Origin of the sequence: Escherichia sp. E.sYA108 (assembly GCF_011754335.1) — a bacterium.
Lineage (GTDB): Bacteria > Pseudomonadota > Gammaproteobacteria > Enterobacterales > Enterobacteriaceae > Escherichia > Escherichia coli.
In genome coordinates this window covers 4,376,368-4,392,744 of the sequence record NZ_JAAQVZ010000001.1, presented here as the reverse complement: position 1 = coordinate 4,392,744, position 16,377 = coordinate 4,376,368, and the positions used below count along the sequence as shown (strand labels likewise).

The following is a 16,377-nucleotide window of genomic DNA, read 5'->3' as shown; positions in this document are numbered from 1 at the left end:
TTGACGAAGGCGGCAGGGATCGCAGAAGGGTTATTGCTCTTTGCCGGGGATAAGCGCTCTGCTTATCCCTATCTTATCGGCGTATATGATGCACTTTCTCCATAAACTGACTGACTCGCGCCTGGTCAACGAAATTGGCAAAAACGCCGTCCTTTTTAAAGGTGGTTGCGGTCACACAGCCATCGGCGATACTGAGTTGTTCCTCCACGTTTTCCAGGCAGACGCCCGTGTTGGCCAACACGACGGTGTCAGGCACCGTTTCTTTGACCCGTTTTAACAGCGCGCTGTCTGTACGCGTCCCGGCGGTCAGGCCAGAAACACAGAGCGCATCAGGATGGTTGTTAAATACTGTCGATTTAGCAATAGAACAGATATCGCGATTGCCCAGATACACGGCGGCCTCTGGGACGATATTGAACAAGGTTTTCACTTCGCCTGCACCAATCCGGTGTTGATGACGGATGGTCTCACCGACGTTAGTGTCCCAGACGCCAAAGTCGCTGGCATAGGCACCGGTAAATATCTCGCGGATAAACTTAGCGCCGGTAGCCATCGCCAGGTCGAATGAGGCGACCGGATCCCACAGAACATTCACGCCAAACGGGATGCGGATATCGCTCATTAATTGCCCGATGATTCGTGCCATTGCCGCAGTGGTTTCCGGACGCACCTTCGTGAGATAGGGAAGACTAAACTCGTTGGAGAACATGACTGCATCCACCCCACCATTTTGGAGCGCCATCAGATCGTCCCAGGCTTTGTCGATAACCCAGTTCATCCCCAACTGCGCATCAAAACTCGGGTCGCCGGGCAATGCACGTAGATGGCACATGGCGATGACCGCTTTTTCCGTCCCAATAACCTCTTTCAGCCAACTCATTGAAAGTACTCCTTATTCCGATAATTCACGTTTACGTAAGAACAGCACGACGCTGGCGACAATACCGACCGCCACGACAACGCCAATAATCCCAAGCGACATCAATTCAGAAATCGACCAACCGAACATATTGCCCACGGACAACGCTGAGATTTGCGCACTTTCACCGGCAAAACTGAAACCGCCTTTGAGCGCCATTTCAGTGAAGTAAGGCGCGAACTGGGTGGCGATCAGCAGGACGGTAATCATCACGATGACCCCGCTTATCAACGTCCTGACCAGGTCTCCGCGGTGGATAACCGTAGCCATACAGATAAAGAACGGTGCTACCGGCAGGTCTGCGAGGGGTAACACTTTGTTGCCCGGTAAAATGCTGGCCAGAATTAACATAATGGGTATCAGTAGCAGACCGACAGCAATGGTGGTTGGATGCCCCAGCGTCACAGCAGTATCCAGACCGATATACACTTCACGTCCTTTGAAATATTTCTGGAAGAACTTTCTTGCACCGTCGGAGATGGGCATCAGGCCCTCAACAATCAGGCGGATCATGCGCGGGAACAGCACCATGATTGCCGCAACGGTAATCATCAGACTGGCGCAACCTTTAAAGCCTTCACCAGCCGCCAGGCCAAAAATCAGACCGAGCACTACGCCGATAATCACCGGATCGCCGACCATGCCGTAGCGTTTCTGGATCTCCTGAGCATCGATATTGCGTCCCTTCATGAAAGGGATTTTTTCATAGATAGCATCAAGTAGAACGAAAAGCGGTACTGAACTGGAACCGTAGCCTTGCGGTATCGAAATACCTTCCAGCCCGACGATGTTCTGTACCCGTTTTGCCGTCCAGTCGGCCATTTTTAACGATAGCGCCGCATGGCAGATTGCCCCCAGCACACCATAAATCAGGCTACCGGTCATAAGCTGGACCACCGTACCCGTAATGGCGTAGTGCCAGTAATTGTAAATATCGACGTTCATCGTTTTGGTCAGACGGGTGACCAGCATGGCGACATTGAGAAGAAAAATAACTGGGATAATCATGGCGCCAATGGCTGTCGCATAACCAACGCCGGAGGCAGGGCCTGCGCCAACGTCAAAGACATGCAGGGCCAGGCCGAAACGCTCAATCATCACTTTGATAGGGGGACTGAGGCTGTCGATCGCCATGACGATCACCAGTCCCATACCGACAAAACCAATCCCAACCGTTACCCCTGCCTTAATCGCCTGCAGCCAGGGGATGCGGAAGATAAGGCCAATCACGATCATGATGATAGGGACGAAAACGGTACCGCCGAGAGACAGGATGTAATCAAACATAATGCCTCCTTTTATTGAGTTAACAGAGCCTTGATTTGTTGTTTTAACGCGTCGTCGTTGATCCCTGTGAGCAGGGCGGCGCCATTAAGCGTAGGGATGCCGTAATCACTGTTGGTTCGCATGGAGGTTACAATAAGGTCCATACCGTTACAGTTAAGAGGGATCTCATTCAGACAGCATTGGGCGGTAGTGGCTGAAATGCCCTGTTCAGTCAGGAACTCTTGCAGCTTGTGTGCAATCATGGTTGAAGTCGACATGCCGGTACCGCATGCCACAAGGATCTTTTTCATAATGGATGTGCCTCTTGTGTAGTGCCTGAATCAGGCTCAACGGGGAAATGTGCTGCTGACATACCTGCCAGAGCGGTCAATAGGCGGATGCAATCAGTCAAATCACGCAGGCTGGCAACCTCCGCCGGAGAATGGGTATAGCGACAAGGAATAGAGAGACTGGCGCAGGGAATACCATCCTGCTCAACCTGGATATAACCGGTTTCTGTTATCACGCCGGGAGCCACTTCTCGCTGCACCGGAATGTTGTGTTCAAGAGCCGTCTGTTCCAACATCCGTATCAGGCGAGGAGGCGTGATTAATCCGGCCAGCGTTCCCCGACCATGGTAGTTCAGGCAGGTGATCCCAACGCCCTGATTAATCCTGACCTCGGAATAATCGTGTAAATCAGGGGTGTCACACGATGGAGTGATATCAATACCAATCGCCAGGTCAGGTTTTACACGGCGTAATACGGGAACAATGCCGCGGATATTAAATTCTTCCTGTACCGAAGCCACCAGATAAACGGCGATATCAAGCTCCGTAGTACTGATAGCATCCGCTACACCGAGCAGGGCAGTACAGCCCAGACGATCGTCTAGTGCTTTACTGCACACCAGATCGTTTGCCAGGAGTTGCGGCGGGTTATACAGAGTGACAGGCGTACCGACCTGAATGCCCATTCGTATAGCGTCGTCTTTGTCTTTGGCACCAATATCAATCCACAGTTTGTCGACAGAAGGTGACTGCGTGCGCTCGTCGCCTTTGGCAAAGTGGTAGGACTTAATGCCGATACACCCCATGACTGGCCCTTTGTCCCCGGTGAGGGTGACGATGGATCCAGCCATAGTGACCTGCGCAGGACCGCCTACGCGTTCAAAGCGTAAAAATCCAGAAGGCTCTATTTTGCGCACCATAAAACCGACTTCATCCATATGCGCAAAAATCATCAGTCGCAGCGCATCGGGTTTATCACTACCGTAGCGCGCGACGACATTCCCAAGCCTGTCTCGCCAGACCTCTTTTGCCTGACGCCTGAATTCGCACAGCATGACGTCAGCGACAGCGTTTTCGTGTCCTGAAATCGCATTGTGCTGCAAAAGCGAGAACAGGGTTTCCTGCACAGAAAATGACATAGCTATCTCCGTAGACCGTAAAACAATCACTCGTTGAGCGTTTTATAGGCGCAGACTGGTCGAATAATTGTGAGAACGTTCACGTGAAAACGCGCAAAGCTGAACAAATAAAAAATTATGTGAGCCGAGTGGAATAAAAGCGCTCAACGTTTGTGAAAGTTACGGGCTAGAGAGACCAGTGATTATGGTTGAAATAATGAGAATGAATAAAACGCGGTAACTGTTATCGCACCACTTTGTTGCAGGACGCTCCCTCTTCATTACGTCCTGCACGTGGATACCCCAGCATCTCCATCAGCGGATCTTAGAATGTAATGGCGCGTGGCAGGTCGTTGGTTCCCAGCATAATGTAAGAAAACATCGGATCTCCTGAATAGATTCAGAGGGAGTATAGATAATCAGCTCAAATCACTCTCCGCTTTATGAGCCCAGGCTGGCATTGCCGTCAGATAACGTTTTGCACGCTTATGTGCTTCCTCCGGGCCGACTTTTTGCCAGGAATCAAGGAAGCTGGCTAAACCTGATACCGCTTCTTCCCAGGGTTTGAGATTGCCGTTGCTGTCGCTGCAGTACGCACAATATTGATCACTGGCACTGTGTGCATCTGGTGCCGACATCGGCATTCCGCAAGCCTGACAGAACTGTTCATGTTGTGACATATGATGCTCCTTATGGTGACATCTTGATTAATAAACATACTGAATATGTATTGTGCAGGTGATGCATCAGATTAAAGCAAAGGCTAAGCCCCCGGTATCTCCAGTCAGAAATACCGGGAACCTGTTGTTACCTAGCGATGAGTGCGAACACGCCCCAGCCAAAGTATTCCCGCGCGTACGTTACGTGGCGTTTCGGCGAGATGTTTAGCTCGGCCCTGACTTCGGCGGCGAAGTCATCGTCAGGATTGGCCTCCAGCCAGCGGCGCATGGTCAGCCATTTCGCGGCCTCATATCGGTCCCAGCCTTCCTGGTCCGCCAGTACCATTTCCACCACGTCGTAGCCGAGGTCGTCAAACGCGCTGACAAGCCCTGGTAGCGTCAGAAAATCGGTCGTCGAGCTGACGCCACAGGCCTGGGCTATCTCGTCCGTTGCCGGAAGCTGACGCCAGTAAGGTTCACCGATGAGCATGATCCCGCCCGGTTTAAGGCTCTGCGCCAGCAGTTCGACTGTCCCGGCAAAGCCTCCGGCAATCCAGGTCGCGCCAACGCAGGCTGCTACGTCACATTTTTCATTGGCGACGTAACCCGCCGCATCATTATGAATAAAATGTACGCGTTCGCTGACGCCGAGTTCTTCCGCGCGGCGTCTGGCCTGCGCGGTGAAGAGCGAACTCATGTCGATTCCAGTCCCCGTAATGCCATGATCCCGGGCCCAGGTGCAGAGCATCTCGCCCGAGCCGCTGCCGAGGTCCAGAATTCGGGTCTCTGGTTTCATGCGCAGCACGCGACCCAGCGTGGCGTACTTCTCTTCGGTGAACGGGTTGTGGATGCGGTGTTCGCTTTCACTGATGGTAAAAATACGTGGAATATCCATTAGTTAATTCCTGTTATTGGGTTAAGCATTAAAAAGGGCACAACAAGATTGTTATTCACGCCAGTGCTCCGGTTTCATCAGGGCCTGCGCGCACTGGATGTGGCCGGTCACGTTCATGGGCTGAGCGGTGAGTGCTTGCATCATCCAGCAGGCTTTGTGCTCCTCCGGGATGGGATAAGGTGCCGGATAGCCTTTGTCTCCGGCACAGGGTTCGAACCCATGTCGGGGGTAATAGGTGGCGTGGCCGAGAACAAAAACCGTCTGGCAGCCCATCAACCTCAGGTGCTCGATGCCAGTGCGTATCAACCGTCCTCCCACGCCCATCCCCTGGTATTCCGGTATGACTGCCAGGGGAGCGAGGATATGCATCAGCGGTGAATCCATTTCCCCTTTGAAGGTTGCCCGGGTAAATAAAATATGCCCGACGGCTTTGCCTTCATGTCGGGCCAGCAGCGATAACGCAGGGCGCGCGCTTTCATCCTCAAGTAAAGAGGCCGTTAAATCGGCTTCTTTGCTGAAGCCAAATGCGCGGGTTTCGACTTCCCGGATATCACTGGCATCACTTTCATCTGTGATTTGAAAAGTGAAGTGGTGTGCTGTCATCGAAACTCTCCTTAGCGATTATCGAGCTGAGCGCGAACGTTATTCAGCCCGGTAGTGTTGATTCGATAGGGCTGACCATTGACGGACTTGATAAGTTTTTTGGTTTTGAGTTTTTTGAAGACGGCGAGCGTGCAGTCGGTCAGCAACAGCCCTTCGCGGCTGTAGCATTCAACGGAAGTGACGCGGCCTGAAGAATCGCGGACGTGCGCAATACGTCCACCTTTAGCGAGAACGTGTAACGTACGTTGTTCCTGACGGGATAAATTCATACTGAAGAACCTGTTTAATCATCATGTGCAAAACGTGCAAACACACCGCGGTGTCCGCATTCGATTTCGGCGCATTGATAATCAGTCCGGCCTGAAAAGGTCGGGGAACTGATTATCGGATGATTACATTCTCCAGCATCAAAGCCTCGGGTTGAGTTGAAAGGTATTTACGGAGCGAATATTAACACGTAGTTATAGGAGGGATATGTTTCAGTAGAAAAAGTGTGATGTACTTTGGAAATTGAATGCCAACCCATTTACTGGAAAAGGCAGATGACACTGACGAATGCATGTTGAAGTACGCCTGAAATGGCCTCATCGGCTTTTCCCTTCGGGAGATTATTCTCCTTTTGTTTAATCCAGAACATAAATATGCTCACCCATCTTCGATGCTCGAAAAATTGAAGCCAATCCTGATAAGTAATTTTTTTGAAAGGGTATTTTCCGGATTCACACCGGCTTTGATGAGTGAAAAACCGTTCTCTTTTATCCAGTCAATCGTGGCGGTAATTGCTTCAATTGCATATCCCTGGCGAGTATAAGTGAAGTGGTCAACAAAAACTGGCCACCGAGTTAGAGTTTTTTCCAGTATCGATTTTCCGATTCGTTTGGTGGTAACCCACCATTATATTCGTGCGGTCTTAGTGCGCTGTAATATCCAACGATATAGTCCGTTATTGCGTGAGCTGCATCGCTGAAGCTTACATAGCCCGTCGCCGGCACCCATTCGTTCTTCAGACTCCTGAAGAAGCGCTCCATTGGGCTGTTATCCCAGCAGTTTCCACGCCGACTCATACTCTGCCTGATCCGGTATCTCCACAGTAACTGCCGGAACTGCCTGCTCGTATAATGACTGCCTTGATCGCTGTGGAACATCACCCCGACGGGCTTACCACGGGTTTCCCATGCCATTTCCAGTGCTTTCATGGTAAGCCTGCTGTCCGGCGAGAACGACATGGCCCAGCCCACTGGTTTTCTTGCGAACAGGTCGAGAACAACGGCGAGGTACGCCCAGCGCTTACCCGTCCAGATATAGGTCACATCACCGCACCACACCTGATTTGGCTCGGTCACGGCGAACTGCCGTTCAAGGTAGTTAGGGATAGCAACATGTTCATGACCACCACGTTTATACCGGTAAGTCGGCTGCTGACAGCTGACCAGCCCCAGCTCTTTCATGAGTCTGCCAGCAAGCCAGCGCCCCATCTGGTAGCCTCTCTGGGTTGCCATTGTGGCGATGCTTCTTGCTCCGGCAGAGCCGTGGCTGATGCCATGCAGTTCAAGTACCTGGCTGCGTAATACAGCCCGTCTGCCGTCTGGCTTTTCAGGACGGTTTTTCCAGTATTTGTAGCTGCTGCGATGGACCCCGAACACATGGCAGAGAGTGGCCACAGGATAACGCGCCCTGAGTTTCCCGATTATCGAGAACTGTTCAGGGAGTCTGACATCAAGAGCGCGGTAGCCTTTTTTAATATTTCATTTTCCATTTCAATACGTTGTAGCTTTTTCCTGAGCTCACGGATTTCAATTTGTTCCGGGGTAATAGGGGAGGCTTTTGGTGTTTTTCCCTGCCGCTCATCACGTAATTGTTTCACCCATCGCGTCATTGTGGAAAGGCCGACATCCATAGCGCTGGCTGCATCTGCCACGGTGTAATTCTGGTCAACGACCAGTTGAGCGGATTCGCGTTTAAACTCTGCGCTGAAATTTCTTTTTTTCATTATGGCACCTGTGTTGTTCTGAGGTGAGCATATCACCTCTGTTCAGGTGGCCAAATTCAGTAAACCACTTCATCGGCTACTGTAACTCACTTTGCTATCACGGTAAGTTGCAGCCTAAAAGAGGGATGGAAAAAGGGACGATTTTCCCCGCAATGGGATATTTACATATTGATGGTAGAGGCATGAAGCCAAATGGAGGAAGCCGTTATAACCCTCTTGAAGCTGAAACAATAGCAGCATGGCTGGTGGCACATAAGGATGATATAGAGCGCCATTACGGGGAACCACTGTACAAAGTTGTTGGTGTTGTGACGCCATTTTCGGCGCAGGTTAATGCTATCAAAACGTCATTGCGTAAGCTGGAAATTAATGGCAAAGACGAGCAGGGTTCACTGACAGTGGGGACTGTGCACTCCTTGCAGGGGGCGGAAAGGGCGATTGTTCTCTTTTCTCCTGTCTACTCAAAACATGAAGATGGCAGGTTTCTTGATAGCAACAGCAGTATCCTCAATGTTGCTGTCTCACGCGCTAAAGATAGTTTTCTGGTATTTGGCGATATGGACCTTATCGAGATGCAGCCCGCATTTTCGCCGCGAGGGTTATTGGCAAAATATCTCTTTTCTTCAGATAATAATGCGTTGCAATTTGAGTTTCAGAAACGACAGGATTTAATTTCCGCACATACACAAATTTCAACGCTGCATGGTGTGGAGCAGCATGATGGATTTTTGAACAAGACTCTTGCCGGAGCTCAAAAGAAAATAACGATTATTTCCCCTTGGTTATCTTGGCAAAAAGTGGAGCAAACGGGATTTCTGGCATCAATGGCTTTGGCCCGTTCCCGGGGCATTGATATTACCGTGGTGACGGATAAAAACTGCAATATAGCGCATGTCGATGATGATAAGCGTCAGGAGAAACAACATCTGCTGAATGATGCTGTTGAAAAGCTCAATAAGATGGGTATCGCTACGAAATTGGTTAATCGTGTCCACAGCAAAATTGTGATTGAGGATGAAGAACTGCTGTGTGTCGGATCTTTTAACTGGTTCAGTGCTGCACGGGAAGATAAGTATCAACGATACGATACGTCTTTGGTGTACCGTGGCGAAGGCGTAAAAAATGAAATAAAGGCAATATATGGTAGTCTGGATCAACGTCAGCTTTAAATGTGATGAGCCGTTCATGATACAGGAGTAGTAAAGGGCATATTTTACCAATGTTAAGGCGACTTTCCGTTTTATTGCGAGTCGCCTTTCCTGATTATAAATCTTATTGTTTACCTAATCATTTTCCTTTGCATAATGCGCCTGGGATTAATGGCGGGTGCTTTTAGGAATGAAAGAAAATGCAAGCAATAATATAATAATGGCCTAATTTCTTTGAACATCATTAAGCATATCATCATCGTCTATTTGCCAGAATCCGTCGACTTATAATCGCCAGAACGGCATATCAGGACGGTGCTGCGAACGCTGTGGCCCAAAACGTTCCAGTAAACTGTGTAGATGTTCGTAGATTTCCGAGCCATAACCGAAAAGGCGCGGATGTCTATTAAGGCATCCGGCTAATCTGTAAGCAATAACAACGGTTTATGCGGTGCGCGTTTTTCACCCTTGTGCCAGATTATTATATTGGCAATTGCCTGCTGTTCGAGCCCGCAAGTGAAGAGATATTACCTTGATCTCATTTGTTTTTTGTTGTCTGCTCTGGGAATGGACAAGGACATCCCCCATGAATAAACTCCCCGCTCACCTTTCGCGCCAAAACTGCAAAATTGCTTCTACAAATCTGTCAGAAATAATCCCCCGACGGGCTGCCGCGCTGAAATGACTGCTTCGCAGTGACGTCGTCCAGTTCTCCGCTGACCGGTACGCTGAACCGAAATATCCCGTGCTTAAATCGTCCGGATCTTCATCAGGCGCGTTCGTCAGTCCTCTTTCACCTTGTTGCTGGAAGTCGACGAAAATAATATTGGCTAAAACATTATTTTGATAATTGCCATAAATAGCTTCATACGCATGAGGGAAATTTTCTTTCCAGTACCAGGTGGTATCGCCGCAAAACCACGGCGCGGCAGTAATATTATTAAGCTGAGAATGGAATTGTTTTAGATCCCTACGAAAGGCTTCAACCATATGATTAAAGTGTTGAGGGTGTGACGCGTAGTCACTGGTCATTAAGTCAAATTCGCCTTGCATCCAGCATACGCCGAGGAATTTGTTATGCGGATTTTTTGCCAGTGCGGCTCGCGTTCTGCTGACTAAATCCTGGTAGAGCGGGGTATCCGTTCCCCAACGACAAGCATCATGGCTGGCTCCGTGCCGTTCTGAATATGTCCCCTCGCTGCCCGCGGTAAAAGCCGATCCGCCACGGCAACACGGGACGATGAGAATCCCTGCATTATCAGGAATGAAGGGCAGTAATTTCCGTGCAATATGCAGTGCCTGGCCAACGGTGCCGTACTGTGTTTGATGATTCGTTGCCAGAGGATGGTGATAACCCTGCATATCCTGAACATCGTGTGGGCAGTGAGTCAGTGGAATAATGTCGTTAAAGTGACATGGCGGGCCTCCGGGATGCGTATGCGTAAATCTCGCTAATTGTTTGATTCTGGGATGAGGCGCATCTTCCCTGTCCGGTAATGGCAGTCCTTCGCCATACGCCATGGCATTAGACTGACCAGCAACGGTAAGAACATAGTAATAATTGGGCGATATTATTGCGTTCATATAATTTTCGCGTAATTGAAATGACAAATTGATAGCAGGGCCCTTTACCGGGGCCCTGAAGCGTTAGTTTTGTACTGTGACTTTATTATCCTTCACAGAGATCAAAACTGAATCCGTCACCGCTTTGCCGCCTGCAGATTCACCGCCAATAATCAATAGACTATTATTCCAGGGCAATGATACTCCGTAGGCCCGACCTTGCGATAATTCACCCGATTTATCCCATTTCCCGTTATGCCAAAGATGAATATCAGTGCTATATGATTTTTTCAGGCCTTCATGCGCATAGTTCTTACCGTTCTGGTAATTTTCTCGTGAACCTTTGAATCCGGCCCCTCCGGCAAATATAAGAGAATCATTGCTTATCCCCGCAAAACCGCCAGCGACGCCATCTGGTGATGAGACGGGAGCAAGCCTATTCCATTTTAAATTATCACCGGTGAAATCAAGTTCAAATACGGCATCCGTTCGCAATCCGGGTTTGGCTTCGCCATTAATAAGCCAGGTTTTATCACCTTTATTCACAACCGCCGCACCAGCCGTTCCGTACCAGGGAGATTCGCCAGCGTAACTCCATTGCTGGGTTGAGGGATCAAAAGACAACAGAAACTTATTGAAGAAATAATCTTCTGCTTTTTTGTCAAAATAGTGAGCGTTGATTTTATCTATAGCGGTTGAATCTTTTCCAGCCTCGTTGAGATCTTCAAAATAGCCATTGAAGATATTCTGGTTAACACCGCCAGTAACATAAGCTTTGCCGTTGTGTACAAAAGTCACATGGCCCGCCATGCCCATTGGCGCGTGCGACATCAATTTAACCCAGCTATTGGTTTTGGGGTTGTATTTGTGTACGTCATTAAATACCTGAGTCAAGCCCTTGCTATTTTTGCCAATGCCGCCAAACACATACAGATCACCATCAATAAATGCCGAGGTTGCTTGATCTCTTGGTCCACCAGGGAATGCAGCTAACGCTGTCCATTTTTTATCTTTGGCCTGTGTATCCAGCTTGTACCATGCCGTACCTGCGCTACCTAAACCAATGTAGACAGTGTCGTTATCAATTGCTCCGGTACCACTTTTAAATGGCACAGGAGTTTCCGGTAATACAGACGCGTTTGCGGCAAATGAAGCCATCATGATAGCAAGCGCCGTTATTGTTTTATTCATTGTGACTGTCTCCTGTCTACTACAGTTTAAATGACACACCAATGCGATAACTGTTTTCCGATAAATTATCTCTGCCGTTGTAAACACCCTGACGGTCAAGGTAGTCATATTCTATGTATGGCGTAATATCGGGCGTCATATGGTATTGTAGAACAAATGCATTTTCCGTCGCCCATTTCTTATGGTTTGCATAGCGATAATCGTTCTGTTTGCTGTATAGCGTCGTTTGCCATGCGAAGGTGAAATCACTATTAATATGGTAAGTGACATATCCATCCCAACGATGAACGTTATCACGAGACATATCACCGGATAAGTCTTGTTGTCGGTAAGCTTTCCAGTCGTAACGATAGCGAATGCCAAAATTAAGATCTTTTGTCGCGTCCCAGGACAGTTTTACGTAGGGTCCGTAACGTGTGCCGTTGCTGCTAAAATGCGTTAACATTCCCGGGCGTACCGTCCATTGATCATCAAGTTTAATTGCGTAATTAACTTCAACCTGAACATCATTGAGTGCGGCATTTTCCTTTTTATTATCATGAATGGTATTCCAGGTATTACTTTCCATGCTTGCCCACCATCCATTTTGCCATCCCTCACTGACTTTGAGTCGAGTCTCATAGGCGTGGCTTCCACTACGATATCCACCACGTACGTCCAGTGTCGCAGCCTGAGAAATTAATGGGGACGAAAAGCACAGTAATAATACGCCAGAAAGTATTTTAGCCTTTTTCATAAATTTCACTCATTTGTAGGATACAGAAAGCAATACAAAGCCCGCATAAACAATTAGCATTTATGTTGTGTAATATTTTTTGCCAGGCTTATAGTGTCTTTGGCAACGGGTAGCTGTATTTTATATTTTTTGTATAATGTCTCCTGTGAAAAATCTCTTTCCACATTATTTAAATAAACAGAGAGCCAGATTAAATACCTGAGTATAAAATCTCTGCTGATGTTTAATTGATTTGAATTTTCGTAAGCTATATCGCTTACTCAATCCATTTTACCCAGAGTCATAAAATAGAGTGTCTGTTGATCTCATTTTCATATTCCTTTCAGACTGAAGTGCGTTTTCATCACCCGATGAGAAAGAACTGAAGTGATGTTTGCCATAGATTGCGAGATGCCCAGTTTCATTGACTATCGTGGTGCACCTTTATACCTGTTATACCAGATCAAAAATCACGCAATCCATACAACAAAACCAGATTTGCAATTCGTGTCACAAAATATGTCGATCTTTTTCTAAGAGGCAGATGCCATGTGAAGCCAGACGAACACTTGCGGTGGTCTTCAAAAACTAAAGATTTTCTTTTAACTATATGTTTTATAAATAATTTATTTAGAATATAAACAAAGAAAGCTTTGCAAGCTAACTCAGTGAGCTTGGTGAAAATAAGTGTTTACCCGCCATCAGGCTGAGCATAATTCTCATCATGAAATATGTTTCTTGGTTTGTGGCTTGTAACTGGTCACTCCTGATGTCGATCTGGAGAGGCTTGTTGATGCTGGTGTTTTCAGGATGATGTTTCAATTAGTTTGTTTGCCATATCGCCCGGCGAGTAGCTGTGATTGAGGAGGGTTTAAGTCGTAGTGACCAAAGCCATATTTACCAACGGATGTAGATGAAAAAGCGTCGCCTGCGTTCCCCCATATCTCCAGGATAAAAAGGAATGTAACAATCTCATGACCTAAACTGACGAACCAGCCAGGAATAATCGCTAGGGACCTAAGAATTAGCTTGATAATAGCCACTAAGAAATTACTGCGTTCCATGAAATAGCCATTTTGTGGTAAATGGAGTTGACTAATAATGTCATATGTGAGACGGCTAGTTGAACGAATATTAAATTTTGCTGAATTTTTTATGTTGATTTTACTTGTTACAGAACATATCACATGATATATAGATAAGATTAGTTGCATTAATGATGAGGGTTATTATTAGATTCGTATCCGATTGATAAATATATAAAGGTACATAGCATGCAAGAGCATGGCGTTTGTATGGCAAAGTTATTATAAGTAACTATCGCTACTCCATTTAAGTTCACTCAGAAGAACTGGTCCACTTACGTTAGTTATTAAGCAAACGTTCGCTTTTATAAACATAATCAGGATAAAAATGTTGGATTATTGCTAACCCAGCACAGCTAGTGCGCGTCTGTAATTCTAAGGGAAAAACGATGAAGAATAAGGCTGATAACAAAAAAAGGAACTTCCTGACCCATAGTGAAATCGAATCACTCCTTAAAGCAGCAAATACCGGGCCTCATGCAGCACGTAATTATTGTCTGACTTTGCTTTGTTTTATTCATGGTTTCCGGGCGAGTGAAATTTGTCGATTGAGGATTTCGGATATTGATCTTAAGGCAAAGTGTATATATATGGGTCTTCCCCGATCATGGTGGGAAGACTCAGTACGCCATATTCAGTTTCCCATAGTGGAACATAACTCCCAGTTTAAAGCGTTCCCGGTTTCGGTATCCCCTGGCCTTTATCCTCAGCAGTCTGATCTTGCTGTTCAGCGCCTCCGCATTTCCATTCGAGACGCGATGACGCATTGCATTCAGTATTCCGTATAACCGTTTTTTAATGGTTTTCGCTGCGTTTTTCATCATCGGCACATCACATTCAGACGCCAGCGATATCCACTGCAACCAGTCATTCCTGCGTTCTGTGCTCCAGGGGCGATCCCAGATATTTTTTGCCAGCTCTTTCAGTGTCCAGCACTGGCTTGTCTGTTGCATCTGTTCCCGCAACCACATCAGCTTTTCCTGCCGGGACTCAGTCATCCATTTGTCGCTGTACTGCCACAGGAAGCGGGTACCTTTGGCCTGACGACGACTTTCAACAGGGAGGTGCGGATGTTCATTCTGGCGGGTTTTATCAACCACTTCGCCCAGTTGCTTCGCCACATGGAAGCGATCGAAGGCGATTTTCTCGACCGCATTGGGTAAATGGATACGCGCTGCTCTTATATAGCCCGCATTCATGTCCATCGACAGTGTTTTGATGGCCAACAACTGACTGTCAGTAAGCGAACGGAGATAGCTGGCAAGACTCTCTGTGCCACGATCATCGGTTAATGCCAGTGCCCGCCCGTCGCGATCAGATACCACGGTTATATACCTATGCCCTTTTTTAAAGGCGACTTCGTCTACATTCATATGACGCACTGATAAAGGCTTTTTAATCCGCGACAGGCCTCGCTTAACCGCGCGGGTCATGATGCCGTCAACGGCATTCCAGCTAAGTTTAAGTTGTTTTCTGACCGCATCAACGGTGCTGATTTTAAGCCATGAGAGCACGAACGATTCGAACAGCAGAGTGTACCGACTGCCGGAACCTGCCCACGGTACAGGCAGAGTCTGGCAGCCATGCTCCGGGCACATAACGCGGGGAACATCGGTTTCTACTAATGTCATGAACTGGCAGGTATCAAGGTGGCGCCATTTACGATGTCGGTGATCGTGAACAGAACAGGATTTCCTGCAGGTCGGACAGGTTAACTGAGTATTTTCAGCAATTCCGACTGTAACAGTAACGGAACCTGCATTTTCATCGAGGGTAAGGGATTTAACCTGCCATGGTGCAGTCAGGTTAAGGATATGGGCATAGAGGGATTTTTCGTCCATATAATTTCATTCTGAAGCTTACTTTAAACTGATATTATTATTTTTTGCCCACTTTCTTAATCTTCCATTAGCGTTGGCGTAAGGCGAAGATGTGTTAAATGAGATCATTCTCCCCATCGTCCATTTTGTGTACCATGGTCTTCCATACAAAATATCATCGGTACGATCATTAATAAGGTTCACAATCTCATTTTTTACAGTCTGAAGTTCAGCTACTAACAACTCATAACTTAACTCACTGTAATCTGAGTAAAATTTTTGAGCAAGAAGGCCAAGCTGATTCCATTTATAGCCAGTTTCCGGAAAATCGACAGGCAGACCTTTAGCATCAGAAGCGATCCACTTTACAACAAGAGCATTCCATCCAAGCAGATACGAAACGAGATCACGAACACTCATCTCCGTTCCTTTGGCGTGTCCGTCCATTGATTTATCTGAAGTAATTTCTGGTGGGATTGTGTTGAGGTAACTAATTAATTTACTAAAATTTTTATCAATAGCTAAAAGCAGTTCAGCTTTTGTTTGCGGCACACTCATAAGAATTCCCTCTCATGTAAAAAGAGACACCATAAAGGTACTGTGTGGTGTTTGAAAATCACTCAATTATGTACCACCCACCACAACAGGGGAAGACCCATATATATCCATCGATTAAAAAAAGGCTTTTCAACAACGCATCCGCTATTGAACAAAGAAGTTCAGGCTTTAAAAAACTGGTTGAGTATCCGTACTTCGTACCCGCATGCTGAGAGCGAGTGGGTATTTTTATCTCGTAAGGGAAATCCGCTTTCTCGGCAACAGTTTTACCATATTATCTCGACTTCCGGTGGTAATGCCGGGTTGTCACTGGAGATTCATCCGCACATGTTACGCCATTCGTGTGGTTTTGCTTTGGCGAATATGGGAATAGATACGCGACTTATCCAGGATTATCTTGGGCATCGCAATATTCGTCATACTGTCTGGTATACCGCCAGCAATGCAGGGCGTTTTTACGGCATCTGGGATAGAGCCAGAGGACGACAGCGTCACGCTGTTTTATAGAGATAGTTGAGATACCAGGGATGGTGTTTAAAACTACATTATTCTTACGA

At 47.3% G+C, this 16,377-nt stretch carries 13 protein-coding genes and 7 pseudogenes; 3 read left to right on the top strand and 17 right to left on the bottom strand.

The window, feature by feature from the left end; all coding sequences use genetic code 11:
- Positions 1-73 precede the first annotated feature (73 nt).
- From sgcQ to HBM92_RS21010, 11 genes and pseudogenes are all read right to left on the bottom strand, one after another.
- Positions 74-880 carry a BtpA family protein SgcQ gene (sgcQ, locus tag HBM92_RS21055; RefSeq protein ID WP_000118626.1) on the bottom strand — a complete coding sequence of 269 codons (807 nt, stop codon included), beginning with the start codon at positions 878-880 and terminating at the stop codon, positions 74-76.
- A 12-nt stretch (positions 881-892) separates the two neighbouring features.
- On the bottom strand, positions 893-2,206 hold the full coding sequence (sgcC, locus tag HBM92_RS21050; protein WP_000460845.1) for a PTS sugar transporter subunit IIC SgcC: 1,314 nt from the start codon (positions 2,204-2,206) through the stop codon (positions 893-895).
- An 11-nt stretch (positions 2,207-2,217) separates the two neighbouring features.
- Positions 2,218-2,496 carry a PTS sugar transporter subunit IIB SgcB gene (gene sgcB, locus HBM92_RS21045; RefSeq protein WP_000722973.1) on the bottom strand — a complete coding sequence of 93 codons (279 nt, stop codon included), beginning with the start codon at positions 2,494-2,496 and terminating at the stop codon, positions 2,218-2,220.
- A complete protein-coding gene (locus tag HBM92_RS21040) occupies positions 2,493-3,614 on the bottom strand; it encodes a M42 family metallopeptidase (protein ID WP_000010833.1) in 1,122 nt (373 codons plus the stop codon). Before HBM92_RS21040 ends, sgcB begins: the two co-directional genes overlap by 4 nt.
- 244 nt (positions 3,615-3,858) lie before the next feature.
- Positions 3,859-3,975, bottom strand: a pseudogene (locus tag HBM92_RS25145) (VOC family protein); the annotation flags it as partial.
- Positions 3,976-4,012: 37 nt separating this feature from the next.
- On the bottom strand, positions 4,013-4,273 hold the full coding sequence (locus HBM92_RS21035) for a zinc ribbon domain-containing protein (RefSeq protein ID WP_000077645.1): 261 nt from the start codon (positions 4,271-4,273) through the stop codon (positions 4,013-4,015).
- Positions 4,274-4,400: 127 nt separating this feature from the next.
- Positions 4,401-5,147: an SAM-dependent methyltransferase gene (locus HBM92_RS21030; protein WP_000354249.1), complete on the bottom strand. Its 747-nt coding sequence runs from the start codon at positions 5,145-5,147 to the stop codon at positions 4,401-4,403.
- 55 nt (positions 5,148-5,202) lie between these two features.
- A pseudogene (locus tag HBM92_RS21025) lies at positions 5,203-5,750 on the bottom strand (GNAT family N-acetyltransferase).
- 11 nt (positions 5,751-5,761) lie between these two features.
- A complete protein-coding gene (locus tag HBM92_RS21020) occupies positions 5,762-6,019 on the bottom strand; it encodes a YjhX family toxin (RefSeq protein WP_001054379.1) in 258 nt (85 codons plus the stop codon).
- A 376-nt stretch (positions 6,020-6,395) separates the two neighbouring features.
- Positions 6,396-6,509, bottom strand: coding sequence for a hypothetical protein (locus HBM92_RS25500; protein ID WP_228940813.1), 114 nt, complete (start codon positions 6,507-6,509; stop codon positions 6,396-6,398).
- A 61-nt stretch (positions 6,510-6,570) separates the two neighbouring features.
- Positions 6,571-7,740, bottom strand: a pseudogene (locus HBM92_RS21010) (IS3-like element ISEc52 family transposase).
- Between the two features lie 62 nt (positions 7,741-7,802).
- Between HBM92_RS21010 and yjhR the strand changes: the two are divergent.
- A pseudogene (gene yjhR, locus HBM92_RS21005) lies at positions 7,803-8,909 on the top strand (helicase YjhR); the annotation flags it as partial.
- A gap of 267 nt (positions 8,910-9,176) precedes the next feature.
- Here yjhR and HBM92_RS25495 read toward each other — a convergent pair.
- The 4 genes and pseudogenes from HBM92_RS25495 to nanC all read right to left on the bottom strand — a co-directional run.
- Positions 9,177-9,382 (bottom strand): annotated as a pseudogene (locus HBM92_RS25495) (restriction endonuclease); the annotation flags it as partial.
- A 109-nt stretch (positions 9,383-9,491) separates the two neighbouring features.
- The gene (locus HBM92_RS21000; protein ID WP_000991462.1) at positions 9,492-10,472 is read right to left on the bottom strand and encodes a sialate O-acetylesterase; all 981 of its coding nucleotides are present in this window, start codon (positions 10,470-10,472) and stop codon (positions 9,492-9,494) included.
- A gap of 63 nt (positions 10,473-10,535) precedes the next feature.
- Entirely contained in the window at positions 10,536-11,642 is a 1,107-nt protein-coding gene (nanM, locus tag HBM92_RS20995; RefSeq protein WP_001295733.1) for an N-acetylneuraminate epimerase, read from the bottom strand.
- A 19-nt stretch (positions 11,643-11,661) separates the two neighbouring features.
- Positions 11,662-12,378, bottom strand: a complete 717-nt coding sequence (nanC, locus tag HBM92_RS20990) for an N-acetylneuraminic acid outer membrane channel NanC (protein ID WP_001295734.1) — start codon at positions 12,376-12,378, stop codon at positions 11,662-11,664.
- A 1,453-nt stretch (positions 12,379-13,831) separates the two neighbouring features.
- Between nanC and fimB (HBM92_RS20985) the strand changes: the two are divergent.
- Positions 13,832-14,035, top strand: a pseudogene (gene fimB / locus HBM92_RS20985) (type 1 fimbria switch DNA invertase FimB); the annotation flags it as partial.
- A 27-nt stretch (positions 14,036-14,062) separates the two neighbouring features.
- Here fimB (HBM92_RS20985) and HBM92_RS20980 read toward each other — a convergent pair.
- Both HBM92_RS20980 and HBM92_RS20975 read right to left on the bottom strand, forming a co-directional pair.
- Positions 14,063-15,283 carry an ISL3-like element ISEc53 family transposase gene (locus HBM92_RS20980; RefSeq protein ID WP_001546343.1) on the bottom strand — a complete coding sequence of 407 codons (1,221 nt, stop codon included), beginning with the start codon at positions 15,281-15,283 and terminating at the stop codon, positions 14,063-14,065.
- Positions 15,284-15,301: 18 nt separating this feature from the next.
- Entirely contained in the window at positions 15,302-15,820 is a 519-nt protein-coding gene (locus tag HBM92_RS20975; protein ID WP_000115885.1) for a ClbS/DfsB family four-helix bundle protein, read from the bottom strand.
- 87 nt (positions 15,821-15,907) lie between these two features.
- On the opposite strand from HBM92_RS20975, the pseudogene fimB (HBM92_RS20970) reads away from it, so the two are divergent.
- Positions 15,908-16,327, top strand: a pseudogene (fimB, locus tag HBM92_RS20970) (type 1 fimbria switch DNA invertase FimB); the annotation flags it as partial.
- Between the last annotated feature and the right edge of the window lie 50 nt (positions 16,328-16,377).

Coding starts and splice junctions, on each gene's coding strand:
- sgcQ (WP_000118626.1), bottom strand. CDS start 880: ATGAGTTGGCTGAAAGAGGTTATTGGGACGGAAAAAGCGGTCATCGCC.
- sgcC (WP_000460845.1), bottom strand. CDS start 2,206: ATGTTTGATTACATCCTGTCTCTCGGCGGTACCGTTTTCGTCCCTATC.
- sgcB (WP_000722973.1), bottom strand. CDS start 2,496: ATGAAAAAGATCCTTGTGGCATGCGGTACCGGCATGTCGACTTCAACC.
- HBM92_RS21040 (WP_000010833.1), bottom strand. CDS start 3,614: ATGTCATTTTCTGTGCAGGAAACCCTGTTCTCGCTTTTGCAGCACAAT.
- HBM92_RS21035 (WP_000077645.1), bottom strand. CDS start 4,273: ATGTCACAACATGAACAGTTCTGTCAGGCTTGCGGAATGCCGATGTCG.
- HBM92_RS21030 (WP_000354249.1), bottom strand. CDS start 5,147: ATGGATATTCCACGTATTTTTACCATCAGTGAAAGCGAACACCGCATC.
- HBM92_RS21020 (WP_001054379.1), bottom strand. CDS start 6,019: ATGAATTTATCCCGTCAGGAACAACGTACGTTACACGTTCTCGCTAAA.
- HBM92_RS21000 (WP_000991462.1), bottom strand. CDS start 10,472: ATGAACGCAATAATATCGCCCAATTATTACTATGTTCTTACCGTTGCT.
- nanM (WP_001295733.1), bottom strand. CDS start 11,642: ATGAATAAAACAATAACGGCGCTTGCTATCATGATGGCTTCATTTGCC.
- nanC (WP_001295734.1), bottom strand. CDS start 12,378: ATGAAAAAGGCTAAAATACTTTCTGGCGTATTATTACTGTGCTTTTCG.
- HBM92_RS20980 (WP_001546343.1), bottom strand. CDS start 15,283: ATGGACGAAAAATCCCTCTATGCCCATATCCTTAACCTGACTGCACCA.
- HBM92_RS20975 (WP_000115885.1), bottom strand. CDS start 15,820: ATGAGTGTGCCGCAAACAAAAGCTGAACTGCTTTTAGCTATTGATAAA.